The sequence below is a fragment of the Bacillus bingmayongensis genome (genome assembly GCF_000299035.1).
Taxonomy (GTDB): Bacteria; Bacillota; Bacilli; order Bacillales; family Bacillaceae_G; genus Bacillus_A; species Bacillus_A bingmayongensis.
Genome location: NZ_AKCS01000013.1, coordinates 35,202 through 57,234 on the forward strand (window position 1 = coordinate 35,202; position 22,033 = coordinate 57,234).

At 35.1% G+C, this 22,033-nt stretch carries 17 protein-coding genes; 10 read left to right on the forward strand and 7 right to left on the reverse strand.

All coding sequences use genetic code 11. The features are described 5' to 3' along the window. Positions 1–67: 67 nt before the first annotated feature. The 8 genes from Y7E_RS0103225 (at position 68) to Y7E_RS0103270 (ending at position 9,483) form a co-directional block, all read left to right on the forward strand. Entirely contained in the window at positions 68–739 is a 672-nt protein-coding gene (locus tag Y7E_RS0103225) for a response regulator transcription factor (RefSeq protein WP_017149877.1), read from the forward strand. Beyond that, positions 736–1,998: a sensor histidine kinase gene (locus tag Y7E_RS0103230; protein WP_081584534.1), complete on the forward strand. Its 1,263-nt coding sequence runs from the start codon at positions 736–738 to the stop codon at positions 1,996–1,998. The genes Y7E_RS0103225 and Y7E_RS0103230 overlap by 4 nt, the downstream gene beginning before the upstream one ends. A gap of 314 nt (positions 1,999–2,312) precedes the next feature. After that, positions 2,313–3,098 carry a transporter gene (locus Y7E_RS0103240; RefSeq protein WP_051128642.1) on the forward strand — a complete coding sequence of 262 codons (786 nt, stop codon included), beginning with the start codon at positions 2,313–2,315 and terminating at the stop codon, positions 3,096–3,098. A 21-nt stretch (positions 3,099–3,119) separates the two neighbouring features. Continuing rightward, complete coding sequence (locus tag Y7E_RS0103245) at positions 3,120–3,941, forward strand: C39 family peptidase (RefSeq protein WP_017149881.1); 822 nt, start codon at positions 3,120–3,122, stop codon at positions 3,939–3,941. 481 nt (positions 3,942–4,422) lie between these two features. Continuing rightward, positions 4,423–6,030, forward strand: coding sequence for a sensor histidine kinase (locus Y7E_RS0103255; RefSeq protein ID WP_017149882.1), 1,608 nt, complete (start codon positions 4,423–4,425; stop codon positions 6,028–6,030). Further along, entirely contained in the window at positions 6,027–6,734 is a 708-nt protein-coding gene (locus Y7E_RS0103260) for a response regulator (RefSeq protein ID WP_017149883.1), read from the forward strand. The genes Y7E_RS0103255 and Y7E_RS0103260 overlap by 4 nt, the downstream gene beginning before the upstream one ends. Before the next feature lie 122 nt (positions 6,735–6,856). Next, positions 6,857–8,203, forward strand: coding sequence for a 2-hydroxycarboxylate transporter family protein (locus Y7E_RS0103265; RefSeq protein ID WP_017149884.1), 1,347 nt, complete (start codon positions 6,857–6,859; stop codon positions 8,201–8,203). Positions 8,204–8,271: 68 nt separating this feature from the next. Then, positions 8,272–9,483 (forward strand): NAD(P)-dependent malic enzyme, encoded by a 1,212-nt coding sequence (locus tag Y7E_RS0103270; protein WP_017149885.1) that lies wholly within the window; start codon positions 8,272–8,274, stop codon positions 9,481–9,483. A gap of 320 nt (positions 9,484–9,803) precedes the next feature. Here the strand turns inward: Y7E_RS0103270 and Y7E_RS0103280 are convergent, their stop codons facing one another. Next, on the reverse strand, positions 9,804–10,343 hold the full coding sequence (locus tag Y7E_RS0103280; protein WP_017149886.1) for a DUF4871 domain-containing protein: 540 nt from the start codon (positions 10,341–10,343) through the stop codon (positions 9,804–9,806). A 119-nt stretch (positions 10,344–10,462) separates the two neighbouring features. After that, positions 10,463–11,389: a DMT family transporter gene (locus Y7E_RS0103285; RefSeq protein ID WP_017149887.1), complete on the reverse strand. Its 927-nt coding sequence runs from the start codon at positions 11,387–11,389 to the stop codon at positions 10,463–10,465. 116 nt (positions 11,390–11,505) lie between these two features. On the opposite strand from Y7E_RS0103285, the gene pdxR reads away from it, so the two are divergent. Further along, entirely contained in the window at positions 11,506–12,903 is a 1,398-nt protein-coding gene (gene pdxR, locus Y7E_RS0103290) for a MocR-like pyridoxine biosynthesis transcription factor PdxR (RefSeq protein WP_017149888.1), read from the forward strand. Between the two features lie 42 nt (positions 12,904–12,945). Here pdxR and Y7E_RS0103295 read toward each other — a convergent pair whose 3' ends face one another. From Y7E_RS0103295 to fdhD, 5 genes are all read right to left on the reverse strand, one after another. Next, on the reverse strand, positions 12,946–13,458 hold the full coding sequence (locus Y7E_RS0103295) for a GNAT family N-acetyltransferase (protein WP_017149889.1): 513 nt from the start codon (positions 13,456–13,458) through the stop codon (positions 12,946–12,948). Positions 13,459–13,652: 194 nt separating this feature from the next. Continuing rightward, positions 13,653–15,029, reverse strand: a complete 1,377-nt coding sequence (locus Y7E_RS0103300) for a HAMP domain-containing sensor histidine kinase (RefSeq protein ID WP_017149890.1) — start codon at positions 15,027–15,029, stop codon at positions 13,653–13,655. Between the two features lie 75 nt (positions 15,030–15,104). Continuing rightward, positions 15,105–15,776 (reverse strand): response regulator transcription factor, encoded by a 672-nt coding sequence (locus tag Y7E_RS0103305; protein ID WP_017149891.1) that lies wholly within the window; start codon positions 15,774–15,776, stop codon positions 15,105–15,107. Positions 15,777–17,101: 1,325 nt separating this feature from the next. Continuing rightward, positions 17,102–17,608 (reverse strand): GNAT family N-acetyltransferase, encoded by a 507-nt coding sequence (locus Y7E_RS0103325; protein WP_017149894.1) that lies wholly within the window; start codon positions 17,606–17,608, stop codon positions 17,102–17,104. A gap of 365 nt (positions 17,609–17,973) precedes the next feature. Beyond that, positions 17,974–18,783: a formate dehydrogenase accessory sulfurtransferase FdhD gene (gene fdhD / locus Y7E_RS0103330; protein WP_017149895.1), complete on the reverse strand. Its 810-nt coding sequence runs from the start codon at positions 18,781–18,783 to the stop codon at positions 17,974–17,976. 298 nt (positions 18,784–19,081) lie between these two features. Between fdhD and fdhF the strand changes: the two genes are divergently transcribed. Beyond that, entirely contained in the window at positions 19,082–22,024 is a 2,943-nt protein-coding gene (fdhF, locus tag Y7E_RS0103335) for a formate dehydrogenase subunit alpha (RefSeq protein ID WP_017149896.1), read from the forward strand. Positions 22,025–22,033: the final 9 nt, after the last annotated feature.

Here is a 22,033-nt window from a genome sequence, read left to right on the forward strand (position 1 = left end):
AAGGCAGTTTCACTTGATTAGTGGATATAAAGGGTTTTTATGTTTAGATGAAAGGTGAGAAAGTGATATGCGCTTATTAGTTGTAGAAGATAATGCACCCTTATTAGAATCAATTACACAAATTTTATGTGATGAGTTCGAAGTTGATACAGCAATGAATGGAGAAGATGGCTTGTTTTTGGCATTACAAAATATTTATGATGTAATACTTCTGGATGTGATGTTACCGGCGCTAGATGGTTTTGAGGTAATTCAAAAAATACGGAATGAAAAAATTGAAACACCTGTCCTATTTTTGACTGCTAAAGATTCTTTAGAGGACCGTGTGAAAGGGTTAGATTTCGGAGGGGATGATTACTTAATAAAGCCATTTCAAGCTCCGGAGCTGCAAGCAAGAATTCGAGCTTTATTACGAAGAAGTGGTAATTTAACAACAAAGCAAACCGTTAGCTATCGTGGAATCGAGTTGTTCGGAAAGGAAAAGGATATTCAAGTTGATGGAGAAGCAATTAAATTAACATTAAAGCAATATGAACTTTTAGAATATCTCATTCAAAATAGTGGAAAGATTTTAATGCGTGAACAAATCTTTGATCGTGTTTGGGGATTTGATTCAGATACAACGGTAGCGATTGTTGAAGTGTATGTTCATCATTTGCGAAAAAAATTAGAGCCATTTGGTTATCAAAAAGATATTCAAACCGTTCGCGGGATTGGCTATATGTTAAAAGAACAATGAAGAGGGGAAGTATGTTTCAAAAAACACGCATTCGCCTTACAATTTTAAATTCATTAGTGTTTATTATATTAATTGGAGTTCTAGGGAGTATTATCTATGGCTATACATATAATCGCATTTATAGTGGAGTAGATAATTCGCTAGAAATGTTTAAAGCAAAAGAGAAGAAAAATTCTCAGTCTAATCCAAAAGGGTCCGTTAGGGATATTCGGATTGGAGATCCAAGGATTACTGTACTGTTATGGCGTGGAAAAAAAGTAGCCCTAATAGATAAGAATCCTAAATTTGTTGATCCTGCTTTAGAAGAAAATCCTTTAGCGTTTTTCCCAGAAAAATTGGAGGATTTTCAGGATATTAAAATAAAAGGGAAGAGTTTTAGAGCATTGGCTTTTCAGCGTAATACTGAACTTGGACAAATGACGGTTCAATTTGTACGCGATACAACTGCAGAAAGAGATATGTTGCATACGTTATTGTTAATTCTTATAGTGGGGTGTAGTATAGGGAGTTTATGCGCAATAGGGATGGGGTTTTTCTTAGCTGGAAGAGCTCTTGTACCAATTCATAATTCATGGGAAAAGCAGCAACAGTTTGTTTCTGATGCATCCCATGAATTAAGAACACCACTAGCAGTCATTCAATCTAAAACAGATGTACTATTTCAATCTCCTTCCGCTACGATAGAAGAAAAAGCAATTGATATTTCTACAATTTCAAAGGAGTGCAGAAGGTTATCGAAGCTCGTTGCTAATTTATTATTATTAGCTCGTTCCGATTCGAATCAAATTGAAATGGATAAAAAGAAGTTTGCATTAGATGAATTATTAACGGAAGTAGTAAATCCTTATACAGAAATTGCTGCATATCAAGAGAAAAAGATGACACTAGAAATTGAATCTAAAGTATCTTTTATTGGTGATAGAGAACGAATTCATCAAATGGTTGTGATTTTATTAGACAATGCTATGAAATATACTGATGTTGGTGGAACGATTCAAGTAGCATGTATGCAAACAAGTAGTTCAATTATGATTCAGGTAAAAGACAATGGAATTGGAATAAAAGAAGAGGAGATTCCAAAGTTATTTGATCGTTTTTATCAAGGAGATAAAGCAAGAACGAAATCAGAAGGTGCTGGATTAGGTCTTTCAATTGCTAGTTGGATTGTAGAAAAACATTATGGGAAAATAAAAGTCGAGAGTAAAATTAGTGAAGGCACTTGTTTCGAAGTGATTTTACCTAAAAATCAAAGAGTATAAAGAAATTAGAGGCGATCTTGTTTTTACAAGGTCGCCTTTTTTTAAGGGAAAGTTAAGAAATGTTTTTCATAATAGAGTGTACACAGAATCAGAAGGACAAAAGAGAGAAAAAAGTAATCATATTCATTCTTTTTAAGGATATCCAGATCGTTATATTCATGGTTGATTTTAATAGGAACCGAATTGAGCATATCTTTTACGATAATGTGGGAAAAATTGAAGAGGAAGCGTCAGAAGGAAATTACAGTGTAAGAAATGTAAAGGGGAGATGAAATTTGGAAAAGAAAAAGATAGTGTCATTATTTGTTATTGGAATGATGAGTTTAAGCGTAATGGGAGGGGCGTCTGCTTCTACAACGTCACAAGGAAAAACAAACTTCGCTCAGCGCAGTAAAGAACAACTGAATAACGGAGAAATGCATGCGGCCTATACAGAGGAGAAAGCACAAAAACTAGGGATTGAGACGGATGGAAAAGAGCAGCTTACGTTAGAAAAGGAGATTCATGAAACAGAGGTTGGTCAAGAAGCGATACAGTTAGGAATCTCTACTGAGGGGAAAGATGTAGGAGCTCTTTCAGAAGAAATCTATGAAACCAAAGTAAAACAAGAAGCAAAAAAATTAGGAATATCGATAGAAAATACATCCATTGTCGATTTAATCAATCAAATTAATACAATCAAAATAAATGATGAAGCAGATAAACTTGGGGTTTCAACGGAAGGAAAAGAAATAGAAGAAATTGCAAATGAGATTTATGGAACGAAAGTAAAGGAAGAAGCGGAAAAGCTAGGTATTTCTCAAAAAGGGAAAGAGATAGAAGATTTGGCGCAAGAAGTATATGAGGGGAAAATTCAGGCCGAAGCAAAAAAACTTCATATTGATTTATATGGTAAAGATATTTACCAAGTACTAAGAGAAATAAATGAGCAAAAAGTAATACAAATTGCAGATGAGATCGGTATAGATAGAACAAATACAACGATTCAAGAGTTGACAGAAAAAATAAAGAAAGGACATCCTGAAATAGGAAAAGAACTTGTCTTTTTACCTATGGTTCAAACAGATGCAGATGCATTTTATTCGTATTTAACGAATTAAAAAGGGCGTGAAGGTAGAAGAATGATGCGAAATTGGAAGATGTATATATGTGTAATTGTATTAGGAATATTTATCTGTAGTGTATATATGAAAAGGAGCGATATAATTCCTGTTACTAAACATGTACAGAAAGTAAAGAGTATCGTCTCAAACCAATTTGTTCAAGAGAAAAGTGATAAGGATCAACTTATCACTCCGGTTACGCAAGCCCAAAAGAAAAGGACACTGGTGAATACGGATGAAGAAAAAGTATTACTACAAAATGCACCTTTTATCCAGCAATTACCAGAGTTAGACAGAGGCTGTGAAGTGACAAGCCTAGCTATGTTGTTACAGTATGCAGGTGTTTCTGTAGATAAGATGACGCTGGCAGATGAAATACCGAAAGTTGCTTTCTCGAATGATGGTGTACGTGGTAATCCAAATGAAGGGTTTGTAGGCAATATTTATACCTTTTCTGAGTCAGGATATGGGGTGTATCATAAGCCACTTTTTCAGTTAGCAAACAAATACTTACCGAATCGAGCTGTTGATTTGACAGGTGAAAATATAAATGAAATTTATAAAACTGTAAAAGAAGGTGCGCCAGTTGTTATGATTACAAATGCAACATATGCTCCTTTAGATGAAGAAGAATTTGATATATGGGAAACAGATTCAGGAAACGTTTCGATTACGTACAATGAACATTGTATTCTTCTTGTTGGTTATGATCAGGAATCAGTTTATATTCATGATCCACTTAGTGATACTTCAAGTGTAAGTGTTCCACGCGAAAGTTTTGAACAGGCATGGGTGCAGATGGGGAGTCAAGCTATTAGTTATGTCCAAAATTCAAAATGAACTAGGAATGGAATTAAGAAAAAAATTGATAATGAAATTACATTTATATGTTAAGTAATAAAATAAGAAGAGATAAGGGATCAAAACAACGATGAAACCTTATCTCTTTTTATTGTCTTATACGATTCGTAATGAATTTACCTCGTTTCATCATTTGTTTAAATCCATTGCTACTTGTTTTCCATTTACAAAAACTTCTACTACTGCTATAACTACTTCCATCACTTTTTTCATCTCTCATCTCTCCTCGTTTGTTGTTTCATTTCTTATGTTTAGTATAAGGGAGAGAAGAAAATACAACTATCGAAGGAGATGACATAGAAATTACATTGTTGTAAGAATAAAAAGTGAATAGAAAATTTTGTGAGAGAATGAATTAAGGTAGATGTCCTTATTTTGTGAAATTGTTGTATTCATAAAAAAGAATAAGTAAGATAGATTTCGCGTGTAGTAAAGTAGAAATAAGGGAGACAATAAAGGGATGAGAAAAAGAAAAAAATTGTTAAGTTTATGGAAAACGATTACATTACTGGTGTGTACGGTTATTGTGCTTTCTTTACTTGTAACAGATATATTAATTAGTCATAATGTCGAACGTACGACGGAAGAAAGCCAAGCTGAAAAAGCAAAAACAATCGCGCGTATTGTAGCAAATTCACCACTTGTAATTGATGCTTTGGCGGGAAGAAAAGATATATCTGAAATTCAAACGTATACAAATCGATTGTTAAAAAATACAGATGTTCAATTTATCGTGGTCATGGATATGAATGGTATTCGAAAATCTCACCCAAATCCTCAGAAAATCGGTCATCATTTTGTAGGAGGAGATGAAGGGGTAGCCTTGAAAGGGAAAGAACATGTATCGATGGCAGAAGGAACATTGGGAATCTCTATGCGCGTGTTTGTACCGATCTTTTCTGAAACGAGAGAACAAATGGGAGTTGTTGCTGTCGGAATTTCAGCTGATAATGTGCATGAGAGGATAAAAGAGAGTAGATACATAATTTATATTGGTGTCGGTGTTGGAATCTTAGTTGGAATTATAGGTGCTGTTTTATTAGCTAGACATATTAAGAAAATATTATTTGGTCTCGAACCTAGCGAAATCGCAAAAATTTTAGAAGAACGGAATACGATGTTACAATCTGTCAAAGAAGGAATTATTGCTGTTGATAAAGATGCGAGAGTCACTTTAATTAATAACGAAGCGAAACGGTTATTTAAGAAAAGTGGCCTCAAAGAAGATTTTATTGGTAAAGATGTTGAGAAGTATATGCCTAACTCATGTATAAAAGAAGTGTTACAAACGGGGGAAGCACAATTACATGAGGAACAAAACCTTTATGGAATTACCATTGTTACAAATCGAGTTCCTTTATACGTTAAAGGAGAAATTGTTGGTGTAATTGCAACATTTCGTGATAAAACAGAGATTAGGCAATTAGTAGAACAATTAACGGATATTCGACTTTATGCAGAAGCGCTCAGGGCACAGTCTCATGAGTTTATGAATAAGATGCATGTTGTATTAGGGCTTACACATATGAAGCATTATGAACAATTAGAGACTTACATTAGTAACATGGTCTCGGAGCATCAATATGAAATTGGTGGTGTGATGCGGAAAATAAAAAACCCTGTATTTGCAGGGTTTATGCTTGGTAAACTTAGTTACGCAAGGGAAAAGAATATACAACTTATTGTAAGCGAAAATTCTTACTTACCAGAGCCATATGACGAAAGTATTATTCATGAACTTATTACAATTGTAGGAAATTTAATCGACAATGCATTAGATGCTGTGATGAATTGTGAATATAAGCGAGTAAATATTTCTATTGAATATCAGGATAAATTGATTATCACAGTTAAAGATACAGGAGTTGGAATCCAGCGAGAAGAAATCGACAAAGTATTTGTTAAAGGGTATTCCACAAAAGGAGAGAATCGAGGATATGGCTTGCATCTTGTAAAGGATAGTTTAAAGCGAATAAATGGGAATATGCAAGTTGAGTCATTGTTAGGGAAGGGAACGACCATAACCATTGAAATACCATACAAAAGTAGGGATGAGATAGGAACATGATCAAAGTTTTGATTGTAGAAGATGATCCAATGGTAGCGATGTTAAATAAGCATTATTTAGAGCAAGTAGGAGGGTTTGAACTTGTTCATATAGCTAATTCTGTGGGCGAAGCAGTAGAGATATTAAAGGAGTCTTCTATAGATTTCATATTGCTTGATATTTTTATGCCTGGTGATACAGGTTTTGAATTGTTACTGCATATTCGAAATCAAGAAAAAGAAATTGATATTATCATGATTTCAGCTGTGCATGATATGGGAAGTATAAAAAAGGCGCTTCAATATGGCGTTGTTGATTATTTAATTAAACCATTTACATTTGAACGGTTTAAGGAAGCACTAACGGCATATCGCGAGAAATTTATGTTTATGAAAGAACAACAAAATATTAGCCAATCTGAATTAGATACGTTGATTTTACAAAAAGAAAAAGTAGAAATTCATGCAAATAAAGAACTGCCAAAAGGGCTAACAAAGCAAACATTACAGTTGATTTGGAAGCAAATAGAATCACTTCATGGACAAGCATTTACAACAGATGAAATGGCTCAATTAGTTGGGATTTCAAGGGTTTCTATTCGAAAGTATGTAATGTTTTTAACTGAAATTGGAGTTTTAGAAAATGAAATGGTGTATCAACATGTGGGGAGACCAGTAAGTAAATTACGATGCATCGATGAGAACAAAATACATTTGTATGTATAAGCGGCTTATGTAAGCCGCTTATACTTTTTTTAATTACAAAACTAGTTACAAAACTTACAAAAACTATTTTTACTATTGAAAGCGTTTTAATATTATAAACAAGAATATAAGGGGGTGCCTATATGGGGATTCAAAAAAACGTGGAAGCGATATCATTCGTGGAAGCAGCAGAAACAGAACAAAAATCTTTTGTTTCAAAAATCATGAATATTAAAATTGGTGTTATACCTTTACCGTTATATATCGTATTAGCAGCTATTATTTATGGAGCATCTGTATATAACAAATTACCTGCTGATATGATTGGTGGATTTGCAGTCATTATGATCATGGGAATTTTCTTAGGTGATATTGGGATGCGAATCCCGATTTTAAAAAATATTGGTGGACCAGCAATTCTCTCACTATTTATTCCATCATTACTTGTGTTTTTTAATTGGATGAATCCAGCTTCAATGGAAGCTGCTACTATGTTAATGAAAAAATCGAATTTTTTATACCTGTATATTTCTTGTTTAGTAGTAGGAAGTATTTTAGGAATGAATCGTAAAGTGTTAGTACAAGGATTTATTCGAATGTTTATTCCTTTAGTTATAGGTACACTTGCTTCAGTGGTAGTTGGATTGTTAGTTGGATCATTATTTGGATTTGAAATGAAACAGACATTCTTCTTTATTATTGTACCAATCGTGAGTGGTGGTATAGGAGAAGGGATTTTACCTCTTTCCTTAGCCTACAGTGATATTTTAAATGGATCTTCTGCGACATTTGTATCACAGCTCATTCCTGCAGCTATTATTGGAAATATGTTTGCGATTGTAAGTGCAGGATATATGAAACGTCTAGGTGAGAAAAGACCAGAGCTTAGCGGTAATGGCGTATTAGTAAAAACTGATAATCAAGCAGAATTATTAAAAGAACAAAATACAGAAAAACCAATTGATTTCTCATTAATGGGAGCAGGTTTATTAATTGCATGTACATTCTTTATCTTTGGAGGATTTGCTTCTAAATTTATTGGTATTCCAGGGGCAATCATTATGATTTTTTCTGCAGCAATTGTGAAGTACTTTAAATTAATGCCAGCAAAAATGGAACAAGGAGCATATCATTTATACAAATTTATTTCAAAAAACTTAACGTGGCCATTAATGGTTGGATTAGGCCTGTTATACATTCCGTTAAAAGATGTGGCAGCTGTTCTTTCAGTTGGATACGTTGTTGTGTGTGCGTCAGTGGTACTCACAATGATAGCATCGGGTTACCTTGTAGGAAAAGTAATGAAAATGTATCCGGTTGAGTCGGCGATTGTAACAGGATGTCATAGCGGATTAGGTGGAACTGGTGATGTTGCGATTTTATCAGCTTCAAATCGAATGGAATTAATGCCATTCGCACAAATTTCAACACGTTTGGGCGGCGCTGCTATGGTTGTAACAGCAACAATTTTATTAAAAATGTTTTCATAATTTATCATTATACAAGCTAGCTATGTAAAGACGTAGCTAGCTTGTCAAATTAGGAGGAGTTTATTTATATGTTAGAAAGTCAAATTAAGGAGCGTTCATTACTGCTTCATAAAGAATTGGTTGGAAAAATTGAAATTACTAGTAAGGTGGAAGTTAATTCAGCAGATGATTTAAGTTTAACATATACACCGGGAGTAGCTGAGTCTTGTAAAGCGATTGCAGCGGATGAAGAAACAGCATATGACTACACAGCACGTGGTAATATGGTTGCCGTTGTTTCGGATGGAACAGCAGTACTTGGATTAGGTGATATTGGACCGAAAGCGGCTATGCCTGTTATGGAAGGAAAATCTATTTTATTTAAAAAATTTGCGAATGTGGATGCATTCCCATTGTGTCTAGGAACGAAAGATGTAGATGAAATCGTTACCCTTGTGAAAAATTTAGAGCCTACATTTGCTGGGATTAATTTAGAAGATATTGCGGCACCACGTTGTTTTGAAATTGAAAAGAGATTAAAGGAAGAAACGAATATTCCGGTATTTCATGATGACCAACATGGAACAGCGATTGTTGTTTTAGCGGCAGTTATTAATGCTTTAAAAGTTGTAAACAAACAGATGGATAAAGTGAAAATTGTCATTAATGGTGCCGGATCTGCAGGGATAGCGATTGGGAAATTATTATTAAAAGCAGGGGCACAGCATATCACTTTAGTAAGTTTAGAAGGAATTGTTTGTGAGGGCGAATCATGGATGAATTCGGCACAATTAGAGATTTCAAAAGAAACAAATCGTGAACATGTACGTGGAACATTACAAGAAGCAATCCGTGAATCAGATATCTTTATTGGTGTATCTGCTCCTAATGTATTAACAAAAGAGCTTGTGCAGACAATGAATAAAAAACCAATTGTGTTTGCAATGGCGAATCCAATTCCAGAAATATTCCCAGAAGATGCACTGCAGGCTGGAGCGGCGGTTGTTGGAACAGGACGTTCTGATTTTCCAAACCAGGTAAATAATGTGTTAGCATTTCCTGGGATATTCCGTGGTGCATTAGATGTACGTGCAACAGATGTTACCGAAGAAATGAAACTAGCTGCAGCATATGGAATCGCGAACATCATTACGGATGAAGAACGAACTGAAAATTATGTCATTCCCAATCCATTGGACAAAAGAGTTGTCCCAAGTGTGGCAGCTGCAGTAGCGAAGGCAGCAATTGAATCAGGCGTGGCACAAGTCAAAAAGGTGCCAAGTTATTCTATAGAGCAATAAAAAAACAGTGTCATCTTTTTGAGAAGACACTGCATTTAAAAGGGAGATAAGGGATCAAAACAATGAGGAAACCTTATCTCTTTTTATGTGATTATACAATTCATAATGAATGTTCCTCGTTTCATTATTTGTTTAACTCCATTGCCACTTGCTTTCCATTTACAAAAACCTCTACTACTGCTGCAACTACTTCCATCACTTTTTTCATCTCTCATCTCTCCTTGTTTGTTGTTTCATTTCTTACTTTTAGTATAAGGGAGAGATGTAGATACAACTATCGAAGTAGGTGACATGAGAATTACATTGCTGTAAGGAAGAAATTAAGCTTTGTCACTTTTTTCTACAAGAATAACAATTTGCTCATAATATTTCTCACCAATATATACATTTAATACCCATAATCCAGGGGAAGGCAGCGACATAAGAAGAGGTAATTCTTTTGTACTTGAATGAATGGAAGTTGGAGCAGTCCAAGTTTGTTCGGAAGTTTCATCTTGAAAGAGTACGGGAGTGGGTGTTGTAGATCCTTGTTTTAGAGCAATAATAGATAGTTTTCCAGATGGCATTTGTGGATCTAGGAAGAACCACATCTGTTTATTTTTCTCATTGGCAATGAAAGCACTATCTGCAATTGCAATCTTTCCTTCAATGCCTTTTAACGGTATCTTCCCATCTACAAAGGAAGGACTTTCTTGCCAGTTAACATCCTTTAAGACGCTAAGGTGAAAAAAGGCGGGCGCGTTATTTTGAGGTTTAGAAGTTTCGGTTATTTCGTTTATCGGTGCTTTGGAATCTTGCTCTAGTGAGGTACAGCCAGTGATAATACAGGAGAAAAGTAGCACAGTTCCAATTTTTTTCATTTTGCCACACTCCTATTTTACATTGTTAGTGTAATTGTATTTGCTAGAAGAGGGGACAATTCCTTTTAATTCATAAAAAGAGGCCATAAGTTTAGTATGACCTCTTTTGACATTTTGTACTATATTTGTTCAGTTGTAAATGTAGGCTCTGCTTCTTTTTCTGGCATTGTTAAGAAAATAACAGAGATGACTATACATACACCGCCTAGTAGTTGGTATGCTCCGAAAGATTCTTTTAGCCAAGTGATGGAAACAATAGCTGCTACAAGCGGCTCAATACTAGATAAAATACTGGTTTCTGTTGCTGATAAATATTTTAGACTACCAATGTAAAGGAGAAAAGAAAGTGTTCCGCTTATAATAATTAAAATCAGCATAGAAAATGTTTGCAACGTAAAGGTCTGTGAAAGTTGTTTCCATTCAAAAGAGCGATTGGAAATAAATAGTGCAATACCTCCGATTAACATACCCCAGCCAATAATAAGAGTCGTTCCCCATTGTTTAATAAGGAAAGTTGGATGAAGCGTGTAAAAGGCAAAGCCAATCGCTGTTAATAGTCCAAATAAGATCGCTTCTTTCGATAAAACAATATTTTGGGCGGATCCATTTGTAATGATAAAGTATGTTCCTGTCAGGGCAGCAACAATTGCTAACACCTGCATAGTGGAAGGAAGTTTTTTATATTGTATCGCAACATAAATAGTAATGAGAATTGGCCCTAAAAATTGAAATAACGTAGCGGTAACAGCGTTGCTAATATGCACCGTTTCGATAAAAGCATACTGTGCGCCAAGCATCCCGAGAATAGAAAAAATAATCAATTGTATAAAATGGTGTGGCTGTTGCCAAATACGAAATATATTTTGTTTTTTTGTAAGTAAGAAACATAAAATAAAGACCCCAGCAAGCAATAGACGAATTACTAAAAAGTCGATAGATGATACTTTAGTATGTTGAAAAAGCCACTGAATCATCGGACCTGATAATCCCCATAAAGTAGCTCCTGTAATAATCATAATGAGGCCGAGTCGTCTGTTATTGTTCATCATAATGCTCCTTTCTAGGATTGATTTTTTAAAATTTACATGATAAAAGGAATTATATATAACTCCTGGTACTGTTAAAAGTACCAATAATATATTTTATAAGGGGGTCAGATTTTATGTTAGAATTAACACCAAATTTGAATATGGAGAAAAAAATTCCACTGTATGTACAGTTATACGAGTATATACAAGCAGAAATAAGAAGTGGAAAAATTCCTCCTTTGACGAAGCTCCCAGCAAAAAGAAAGTTAGCGACGCATTTAGAAGTGAGTAAAAATACAGTGGAATCGGCATATGAGCAGCTTCTTGCAGAAGGGTATATTGAATCGATTTCACGTAAGGGGTATTTTGTATGTGAAATTGAACAAATGATACATACAGTGAAAAAAAGAGAAGTCGTTAAGGAGGTACTGCACAAGGAGCAGAAATATAAATATGATTTTACACAAACCGGTGTAGATGCAAATGCATTTCCATTCTCTGTATATCGAAAGGTTTCAAACGAGGTATGGCAACTAGAAAATAAGGACCTACTATTTCTTGGTCATCCCCAAGGTGAATCGAGTTTACGTGAAGAGATTGCAAAATATTTATATGAATCAAGAGGTGTGAGATGTTCCGCAAGTCAGATTGTAATAGGAGCCGGAACACAATTTTTAATAAGAATGTTGTTTCAGTTGCTAAAGGGAAGTCATTTTGCAGTTGAAAATCCAGGATATCACCGGAAATTGGTTGCCTTTGAGAAAGGGGAAGAAAATGTTCAGATGCTCTTGCTTGATGAGGATGGGATTTGTCTTTCAGATTTAGAAGGTAGCAATGCGAATGTTGTGTTCGTTACCCCATCCCATCAATTTCCGTGTGGAATGATTATGCCAATTAAAAGAAGACTGCAACTATTACAATGGGCACAAGGGAAGCGTGGACGTTATATTATTGAAGATGATTATGATAGTGAGTTTCGTTACTCTGGAAAACCGATTCCAGCATTGCAAGGGCTTGATACAGAGGGAAATGTAATTTATATGGGAACACTTTCAAAAGCCTTGCTTCCATCATTACGGATGAGCTACATGGTGCTACCAAAACAGCTAATTGAGTTGTATCAAACACAATATTTATTTTACACACAAAGTGTTTCAAGGATTGATCAAGAAATCATTAGAAGGTTTTTAAATGAAGGACATTGGGAAAAACATATTTATAAGATGCGAGTTGTTTATCGAAAAAAGAGAGATGCTCTTGTCTCAGCGATAGAAAGGTACTTTTCTGATAAGGTGGAAGTGATAGGAGAAGATTCCGGCTTACATATTTTATTAAAGGTTCATAATGGAATGTTAGAAGAAGAATTAATAAAGAGGGCAGCTGAAAATAGTATAAAAGTATACCCAGTTTCAATGTACTATAAAGAAGGTACTGCTTCAAAAAACACAGTGTTACTCGGGTTTGCTATTTTATCAGAGGCTGAGATTGAAGAGGCAATTCAATTATTATATAATGCGTGGTTTGCAATGTAAAATGCTAATAAAAAAATCCTCATATACTTGAGGATTTTTTTATTACTTTTCTTCATCTAAGAATAAAACCATATGCTCTTCATCCCAATATTGGCCGTTATATTTTAAAGAACGTTCTTGTACACCAAATGTTTTAAAGCCTAATGATTCGTAAAGCTTTTTCGCACCGTCATTTCCGACAACAACATCAAGCATAATTTGTTCTACTTCTAATGTTTTGGCAAGTTCAATACATTCTTTAATAAGTGCTTTTCCAGCTCCAAGTCCGCGTGCTTTTGGAGATACATATACGGAACCAATTTTCGCTTTATGCTCTTGCTTTACGTATGGTTTCGTTTCCAGGGTTGCAACCCCGATTAATTTTCCATCTTTAAATGCACCTAGTGTATAGTTTTCATCTTGTGCTAACTTTTGTGCCTTATATTCAATCGGACATTCTTTATTAATAATATCTTCATAAGAAGAGCTGAAAGCCTCAGGGTTTTGTTTTAATCCTTCTACGCGAAGTTCTAAGTAAATTTCTGCCTCGTTTTTTGTTAATACATGGATATCCAATTATATCACCCTCCAAATCTTTGACAAATGTAGTTATATTTTATATTGAAATAAGAATAATTTCAAAAGGTCAGCTCGTACTATTAGTATTTTAATGGGTTTACTAATAATTTGCGAATAAATATTAGCTATTAACATAATATCACCAGCAGTTTTGAAGTAAAGATACTACTGGTGATAGACGAACAATTATATTATTCGATTGGTAATTTAATAATAAATTCGGTTCCCATTCCTAATTCACTTTTTACTTGAATGGAGCCGCTATGTAACTCAACGATTTCTTTTGCAACAGCTAGGCCAATTCCTTTACCGCCTGTCGCTCGAGTTCTTGATTTATCAACTCGATAAAAACGATCAAAAATATGCGGGATGTCTTCTTGCGGAATCCCTTCTCCTTCATCTTGCACACTTATAGAAAAAGTATTCTCATTTTGCGATGCGTGTACAGTAATAACTGATTGTTCATAAGAATGCTGATAGGCGTTATGTAATAAATTTAGCATCACTTGTTCCATTCGACGTTCATCCATACAGACAACGGGGGTAACTGCACAGTAGAATTTAATTTTTATTTGTTTTTTAGCAAACGTAGTTTTTGCTTTTTCAATCATTCGTTCCAGAAAAGGAAAGAGTCGAACTTTCTGTTTTTTTATAATGAATTGGTGTTGTTCTAGCTGAACAAGATCGAATAAATCTTGAACGAGTTCTGTTACACTATCGGTTTCATCTTCGATAATTTGTAGATATTCTTCACGTTCCTCTTTAGATAAAGAATCTCTTTTAGCAACTTTCGCATAACCTTTCATATATGTGAGTGGTGTGAGAAGTTCGTGAGCAACACTTGCAAGAAATTCATTTCGTTCTTTTTTCATGTAGGTTAATTCGCTTGATAATTCTTCAATGGTTTTGGCTAAACTACCAAGTTCATCATTACGTGTAATCCCTAATTTAATTGGCTTATTTAGCTTTAACATTTTTTCTGTTGCTCGTTTCATTTTAATAAGCGGATCAGTAATAACACGAGAAAAGATAAATACAGAAATTGTTGTTAAAAGAAGGGTCAATATACCGATAATAATAAATTGATGTGTTAAACGAAGAATCATTTTTTCTAAGAATGCTGTATCTAAAAACATATGAACATAACCAGCCACTTGCCCTTGAATGATAATTGGACTTGCTGTTGAAATGACTTTTGATGTTTTCCAATTTTTTTCAATCATCGTTCCGTTTCTTGAAATAGATTTTATTTTGCAATTAAGTTGTTTCTTCATATCTTCCGTTACAGGATCTGAAGCAGACAAGATTTGTCCGTTGCTGTCTGTTATAACTAACTTTGTATCTGAATTAGAGTGAGATTCTGCTGCAGTAGCGCGTTCAAAGGCGCGTGGACCATAGTGATTTTCAATACGGTCACGATAGCGATTTCCTTTATTTAAAAGGGCGGTTGTTTCTTCGTCGATGCGCATTTTGGCAAGACTTGTATGAAAAGATACAAAGGCTATTGTTTCGATACATAAAGCTAATATTAAGAAGTATGTACCAACCTTCAGGGAAAGTTTGCTCATGTTTTCACCATACCTTTATCATGCATTTACGGTCAGTGGGATGAATCTGACCACTGACCGAGGTTATTATTACTATTATTCGCTTTTCCACTTATATCCCACTTTATAGATGGTTTCTAAGTATTTTTCAACAGGGAAGTCTTTTTTTCGTAATTTATCACGGATATTGCGGATATGTGAGTCGACAGTACGGTATTCAATATCCGTTTGATATCCCCATATTTTTTCAATTAAATCATCACGGCTATATGCTCGGTTCGTATTTTGTAAAAACAGTCCTAGCAATGAAAATTCGATAGGTGTAAGTGAAATTTTCTCGTTATAAACAGTAACAGTATGTTTTGTTTTATCCCATTCAATGCCATTGAAGCTGATAAAACCGTCCTTTTTGGTTCGGCGCAGTACAGCTTCAATTCGTGCAACTAATACCTGTTCATTAAACGGCTTTGTAATATAGTCATCAGCTCCCATTGTGAGTCCCTTTACCATATCGTAGCTTTGATTACGAGCTGTTAACATTATAATTGGAACATTGCAGATTTGGCGGATTTGATAACATGTATCCCATCCATCCATATTTGGCATCATGACATCTAATAAAATGATATCGAAGTTCTTTTGCTGAATTAGTTCAAGAGCTTCTATACCAGAATTGGCTTTCATACAAAAATAACCGCGTGGGCTTAAAAATAAATCTAATAATCGTAACATGCGTTCTTCATCGTCTACTAATAAAATTTTAATCATAGTTCTTGTGCACCTCAAAACATTCTCATTCTACTTTGTATAGTTTACATGAAAATAATAAAAAACTCTGTTTATGTGATTGAAAAGTAGTGCATTTTTTCTATGAAGGCAATTGACATAAAAAATGCACTACTTTTGCACAACTCTTTTTTATAATAGAAGGCGTAGCGACACAAAATACCCTATGTTGCGACATAACGTCATGTCATTTTATTTATAAAATGACAATTCCATTCTATTGTGTATGTGAGATGGTGAGAAATTTCGTATTCACCTCGCATCGGATAAGGAAAATCTCCTATCTCACACTTTTTTTGATGTTATAAAGGGGATTTTACAAATGAGAAAAGAAGAACGTTTACAAAAGGATAAGCAAGATCGTAATGCGGTTATTATGTGCGTTACGGTATCCATGTTGATTATTGTGACATGTGCAAAAAAAATTTTTGGAATTCTATAGATTGTAAAGAGCTCGTTGTTTCAGTTTTGAGAAACAACGAGCTTTTTCTGTTTTATAATCAATATTATCTCATAACTTGGAGGATAGAAAGTGAAAACTGTGGGATGAAAAAACGTATTGTATGTACGAGTTTTTTTGGGAAGGGATAAGGGATCGAAAAATGATAGAAGCGCTATACAATAAACCAAGGAAGAATTGCTAATCCTGATGTTACAATTACTGTACCGCAAATTAAAAAGATAAGATGTTTGTGCTGTTTCATATCCATTGCCCCTCTAATTATTGATTTAATTCCATTGCTACGGATTTTCCATTTACCATTACTTCGATAATTGCTCCAATTACTTCTATCATTTTTTTCATCTCTTATCTCTCCTTGTTGTGATTTCGTACTTTTAGTATAGCGAAGAGGAAGGAATAGAACCATTCAATAAGATGACATGGACATTACATTGTTGTAAGAAAAAAGCACCTTTATATGAAAAGGCACTTTTGTGAAAAGTTATATAAATATATTTTGATTTTCCAACATATAAGTCGCTGCTATAAAGTGAAGGCTAATAATCAGTGTGGGGTTTCTTCATCCCCCACTGATTATTAGCCTTCACCAATCGGGCTTTTACGGGCAGTTGATTCCCCACCTAACTTTTTGCTCTTTCTGAATTTTGAGGTGGGGGTCTTACTGCCCGCAAATAGCGGGATAAAGAACAAAAGGTGATTTGCTCTCGTTTCCTCTCTTTGTTGTTACTCGGCATGGGGCAGGAAGAGGATCTGACCGTTTCCATGCATGGGCGGATGCTCTCTTCCATCTAAAAAGACAGGTTTTATGTCGGTTTTTCAATTTGTATTTCTATATGCTGTATGATTAGTCATTTAAAAATAAAACCATATGTTCCTCATCCCAATACTGTCCATTGTGTTTTAAGGAACGTTCTTGTACGCCATATGTTTGAAAGCCAAGTGACTCGTACAGTTTTTTTGCAGTTGCATTTCCAACGACAACATCAAGCATGAGTTGTTCTACATGTAATTTATGAGCATTTTCAATAATGGCTTTTATTAATGCACGTCCAGCCCCAAGACCACGAGCTTTTGGAGAGACGTAAACAGAGCCGATTTTTGCTTTATGTTCTTGTTTAATAAATGGTTTTGTTTCTAAAGTCGCGAGTCCGATCAAATCGTTATCTTTAAAGACACCAAGGGTATACTTATCAGGGTTAGATAAACGTTTTGCCATTGCAGCAACAGGATCCTCATGTTTTAGTACATCTTCATAAGAAGAACTAAAGGCTTCTGGATTTTGTGTTAATCCTTCCATACAAACTTTTAAATAAATTTTGGCATCCTCTTTTGTTAATAAACGAATTTCCATAGCTGTAACCTCCTCAGTTTATCTCACTCTATAGGGAAATAGATCCTCGGCTTTATTATGTAAAGCAGGGGATTGTAATCCGTAAGAGTCTGCTGATTATATTGATAGAACATCTACTGTGTATTCATAAAGTGAAACTTTAATCAGTGGGGTCTTACTGCCCGTTAATGCAGGATAAACATATTCTGTACGTATTCTTTCTTAATTTGTAAAAGAATAAGTAGATATATGCGAGGAAGACATATGTCTTCAGTTATTTTTTATGATTCACTTTATGTAATGAAATTATATATTAACTTTATTAACTATTCAACAATTAAATATATTACATTTTTATAACTAAAAAATGATTCCTTTGGTAGGAATCATTTTATTTCTGTGATATAGCCTTCAACTCGTCCTGGATGAGTATAAATATTACAGGAGTCATTACGAATAAACCCAACTACCGTAATTCCTAAATCATGAGCAAGCTGTAGTGCTAATTTTGTTGGAGCTGATTTAGAAAGAACAATTTCGCAACCAATTTTAGAAACCTTTAGCAAAATTTCAGATGAGATTCGGCCACTAAATGCAATGATTTTCCCTTTAATGGGGATATGATTTCGTAAACAATGACCATATATTTTATCTAATGCGTTATGTCTTCCAATATCCATTCTTGATATGAGAATGGTATTTCGATCGCAAAGGGCGGTATTATGAACTCCGCCTGTTTGACGAAACGTATTAGAAGATTGCTGTAAGGTGTTCATTAAATGAAAGCATTCTTCTGGAGTAATTGTTACATGTATATCATTTAAAGTTTTTGCTTTTGCTGCATCATTTACAAAAACAAATCCTTGTCTACTTTTGCCGCAACAAGAAGTGACATATCGTTTGTTATATAGCGTTTGATAAATTGAATTGATTTGTGATGTTTTGACATGGACAACCCCTTTGTCTTTCTGTATCCATAACTCATCAATGTTCTCATAAGAAGCAATAATTCCTTCAGAAATTAAAAAACCTATTACCATATCTTCAATATAATTTGGAGTACATACAACTGTTACATATTCATCCCCGTTTAATTTAATTGTTACAGGATATTCTGTGACAATTTCATCTTCTTGCTCGAGGAATGTTCCAGTTTGATAACGTACCATTTTACATGTTTCTTGGACAGGCCCCATAGTATTTTCCCCTTCATATGTATTTTTCTTACTATTTATCATAAACCAATAAAAAAATAAAAGCATCTGTTAGGGACAAGACAAGAAGATTATTTGGTTATTATTGTATGTTTAAGATATAATAGAATGGTAGAATAGTGTCATTTGTAGGCTTTCATAGGACACACCTTATAGCATCTAGAATCGGCTTTTAAGATAGAATTTCAGCAGGGAGTTTCAAAAAAAATGTATAACAACATAATTTTGAAAACGGATTCAAAATTGTGTTATACAGTTGGTTGTGAGGAGAGGGGAAACTATGGCAGAAAAGACAGTTCGTGTAACCGTTGATGGGACAGAATTTCTTTCATCTGGTGAAAAAACGATACTGCAATTATTTAACGAAAGTAATTTAGAGCATCCACAAATTTGTCATGTACCAGAGGTGGATCCAATTCAAACTTGTGATACGTGTATTGTTGAAGTAGATGGAAAGCTACTGCGTGCTTGTTCGACGAAATTGGAAGATGGTATGCATATCGAAAGAAAATCAGTGCGTGCTAAAGAAGCACAAACGGAAGCAATGGATAGAATATTAGAGAACCATTTATTGTATTGTACAGTATGTGATAATAATAACGGTAACTGTAAAGTTCATAATACGGTACATATGATGGGAATTGAAGAACAGAAATACCCATATGAACCGAAAGTTAGTGCAAAAGAAGTGGATATGACTCATCCATTTTACCGCTATGACCCAAACCAATGTATTGCTTGTGGACAATGTGTAGAAGTATGTCAGAACTTACAAGTAAACGAGACATTATCGATTGATTGGAGCTTAGATCGTCCACGTGTAATTTGGGATAGCGGCGTAAGTATTAACGATTCATCTTGTGTGAGTTGCGGGCAATGTGTAACGGTGTGTCCTTGTAACGCATTAATGGAAAAATCAATGCTTGGAGAAGCAGGGTTCATGACCGGACTAAAACCGGATGTGTTAGACCCAATGATTGATTTTGTAAAGGATGTAGAGCCTGGATATAGTAGTATTTTAGCAGTTTCAGAAGTTGAATCTGCAATGCGTGAAACGAAAATCAATAAAACGAAAACAGTTTGTACATTTTGCGGCGTAGGTTGTTCGTTTGAAGTATGGACGAAAGATCGTCAAATTTTAAAAGTACAACCTGTATCAAATGCACCTGTAAATGGAATTTCTACATGTGTAAAAGGGAAATTCGGTTGGGACTTTGTAAATAGTGAGGACCGCATTACGAAACCATTGATTCGTCAAGGAGATATGTTCGTTGAGGCATCATGGGAAGAAGCTTTAGAAGTTGTTGCATCCAATATGCAGCATATTAAATCTGAATATGGTAGCGATGCATTTGGATTTATTTCTTCTTCAAAAGTAACAAATGAAGAAAACTATTTAATGCAAAAGTTAGCTCGTCAAATATATGGAACAAATAATGTGGATAACTGTTCCCGTTACTGTCAATCACCAGCAAGCGATGGTTTAACAAAAACTGTTGGTATAGGCGGAGACGCAGGAACAGTGAAAGATATTGCGGCAGCTGGCCTTGTCATTATTGTGGGAGCGAATCCAACGGAAGGACACCCTGTACTTGCTACTCGTGTGAAACGTGCTCACAAATTACAGGAACAAAAGTTAATTGTGGCAGATCTTCGTAAACATGAAATGGCAGAGCGTGCTGACATGTTTATTCATCCACGTCAAGGAACAGATTATGTCTGGCTTGCAGGTATAACAAAATATATTATTGATCAAGGCTGGCATGATCAAAAGTTCTTAGACGAAAATGTAAAGAACTTTGATGAATACAGCAAAATGTTAGGGAAGTATACACTTGATTATACGGAAAGAATTACAGGTATTTCGAAAGATACATTAAAAGAAATGGCTCGTATGATATATGAAGCAGATGGTACTTGTATACTTTGGGGTATGGGTGTTACGCAAAATACAGGAGGAAGTACAACATCCGCAGCGATTTCAAACTTACTTCTTGTAACAGGTAACTATCGTCGCTCTGGTGCAGGTGCATATCCACTCCGTGGGCATAATAATGTACAAGGTGCTTGCGATATGGCAACATTACCAAACTGGCTTCCAGGTTATCAAGCAGTGTCGGATGATACACTTCGTGCGAAATTTGAAAAAGCATATGGTACTACAATTCCGAAAGAGCCAGGGCTGAATAACATTGCGATGCTTGCTGCAGCAGAAGAAGGAAAACTACGCGGTATGTATGTAATGGGAGAAGAAATGGCGTTAGTCGATTCCAATGCGAATCATGTGCAACACATTTTAAGTAATCTTGATTTCCTTGTAGTTCAAGACATGTTCTTATCAAAAACAGCTCGTTTTGCTGATGTTATTTTACCAGCGGCACCAAGTCTAGAAAAAGAAGGAACATTTACGAATACAGAGCGTCGTATTCAGCGTTTATATGAAGCTATGAAACCACTTGGTGATTCTAAACCGGACTGGTGGATTTTACAAAAAGTAGCTCGTGCCCTAGGTGGTGATTGGAATTATGAAAGCCCAAGTGAAATTATGGATGAAATTGCGTCACTCGCGCCGTATTATTCCCAAGCCACATACGACCGCTTAGAAGGATGGAATAGTTTATGTTGGGGTAGTCATGATGGTAGCGACACACCACTATTATATGTAGATGGCTTTAATTTCCCAGATAAAAAAGCACGTTTATCATTGGATGAATGGATTCCGCCAGTTGAAGCGCCAGAAGACTACGATTTATTATTAAATAATGGTCGTTTGCTCGAACATTTCCATGAAGGGAATATGACAAATAAATCAGTAGGAATTTTATCTAAAATGTCTGACGTGTTTGTTGAGATTTCACCAGAGCTTGCTGCCCAGCGGAATGTGAAAGATGGTGGCCTTGTAGAGCTAGCGTCACCGTTTGGGAAAATCAAAGTGCAGGCACTTATTACAGACCGTGTGACTGGAAATGAACTATATTTACCGATGCATGCGACAGTAAATGAAGAAGCGATTAATATTTTAACAGGAACAGCGACAGACCTGTATACTTGTACACCTGCGTATAAACAAACGATGGTGAAAATGCGGGTATTACGTGAAAAAGGAAATCGTCCGCTTCCTGCTTCGAACCCAAGAGATAAAAAACGTCATCCGCAAAATGGTGTTGAAATTCAGCAGAAATGGCAGCGAAAACAATACGTATCACTTGTGGATCAGAACTAGGGGGCGAAA

Coding starts and splice junctions, on each gene's coding strand:
- Y7E_RS0103285 (WP_017149887.1), bottom strand. CDS start 11,389: ATGAACAATAACAGACGACTCGGCCTCATTATGATTATTACAGGAGCT.
- Y7E_RS0103305 (WP_017149891.1), bottom strand. CDS start 15,776: ATGATTAAAATTTTATTAGTAGACGATGAAGAACGCATGTTACGATTA.
- Y7E_RS0103270 (WP_017149885.1), top strand. CDS start 8,272: ATGTTAGAAAGTCAAATTAAGGAGCGTTCATTACTGCTTCATAAAGAA.
- Y7E_RS0103230 (WP_081584534.1), top strand. CDS start 736: ATGAAGAGGGGAAGTATGTTTCAAAAAACACGCATTCGCCTTACAATT.
- Y7E_RS0103265 (WP_017149884.1), top strand. CDS start 6,857: ATGGGGATTCAAAAAAACGTGGAAGCGATATCATTCGTGGAAGCAGCA.
- Y7E_RS0103300 (WP_017149890.1), bottom strand. CDS start 15,029: ATGAGCAAACTTTCCCTGAAGGTTGGTACATACTTCTTAATATTAGCT.
- Y7E_RS0103245 (WP_017149881.1), top strand. CDS start 3,120: ATGATGCGAAATTGGAAGATGTATATATGTGTAATTGTATTAGGAATA.
- Y7E_RS0103280 (WP_017149886.1), bottom strand. CDS start 10,343: ATGAAAAAAATTGGAACTGTGCTACTTTTCTCCTGTATTATCACTGGC.
- Y7E_RS0103225 (WP_017149877.1), top strand. CDS start 68: ATGCGCTTATTAGTTGTAGAAGATAATGCACCCTTATTAGAATCAATT.
- pdxR (WP_017149888.1), top strand. CDS start 11,506: ATGTTAGAATTAACACCAAATTTGAATATGGAGAAAAAAATTCCACTG.
- Y7E_RS0103260 (WP_017149883.1), top strand. CDS start 6,027: ATGATCAAAGTTTTGATTGTAGAAGATGATCCAATGGTAGCGATGTTA.
- Y7E_RS0103325 (WP_017149894.1), bottom strand. CDS start 17,608: ATGGAAATTCGTTTATTAACAAAAGAGGATGCCAAAATTTATTTAAAA.
- Y7E_RS0103240 (WP_051128642.1), top strand. CDS start 2,313: ATGATGAGTTTAAGCGTAATGGGAGGGGCGTCTGCTTCTACAACGTCA.
- Y7E_RS0103255 (WP_017149882.1), top strand. CDS start 4,423: ATGAGAAAAAGAAAAAAATTGTTAAGTTTATGGAAAACGATTACATTA.
- fdhF (WP_017149896.1), top strand. CDS start 19,082: ATGGCAGAAAAGACAGTTCGTGTAACCGTTGATGGGACAGAATTTCTT.
- fdhD (WP_017149895.1), bottom strand. CDS start 18,783: ATGGGGCCTGTCCAAGAAACATGTAAAATGGTACGTTATCAAACTGGA.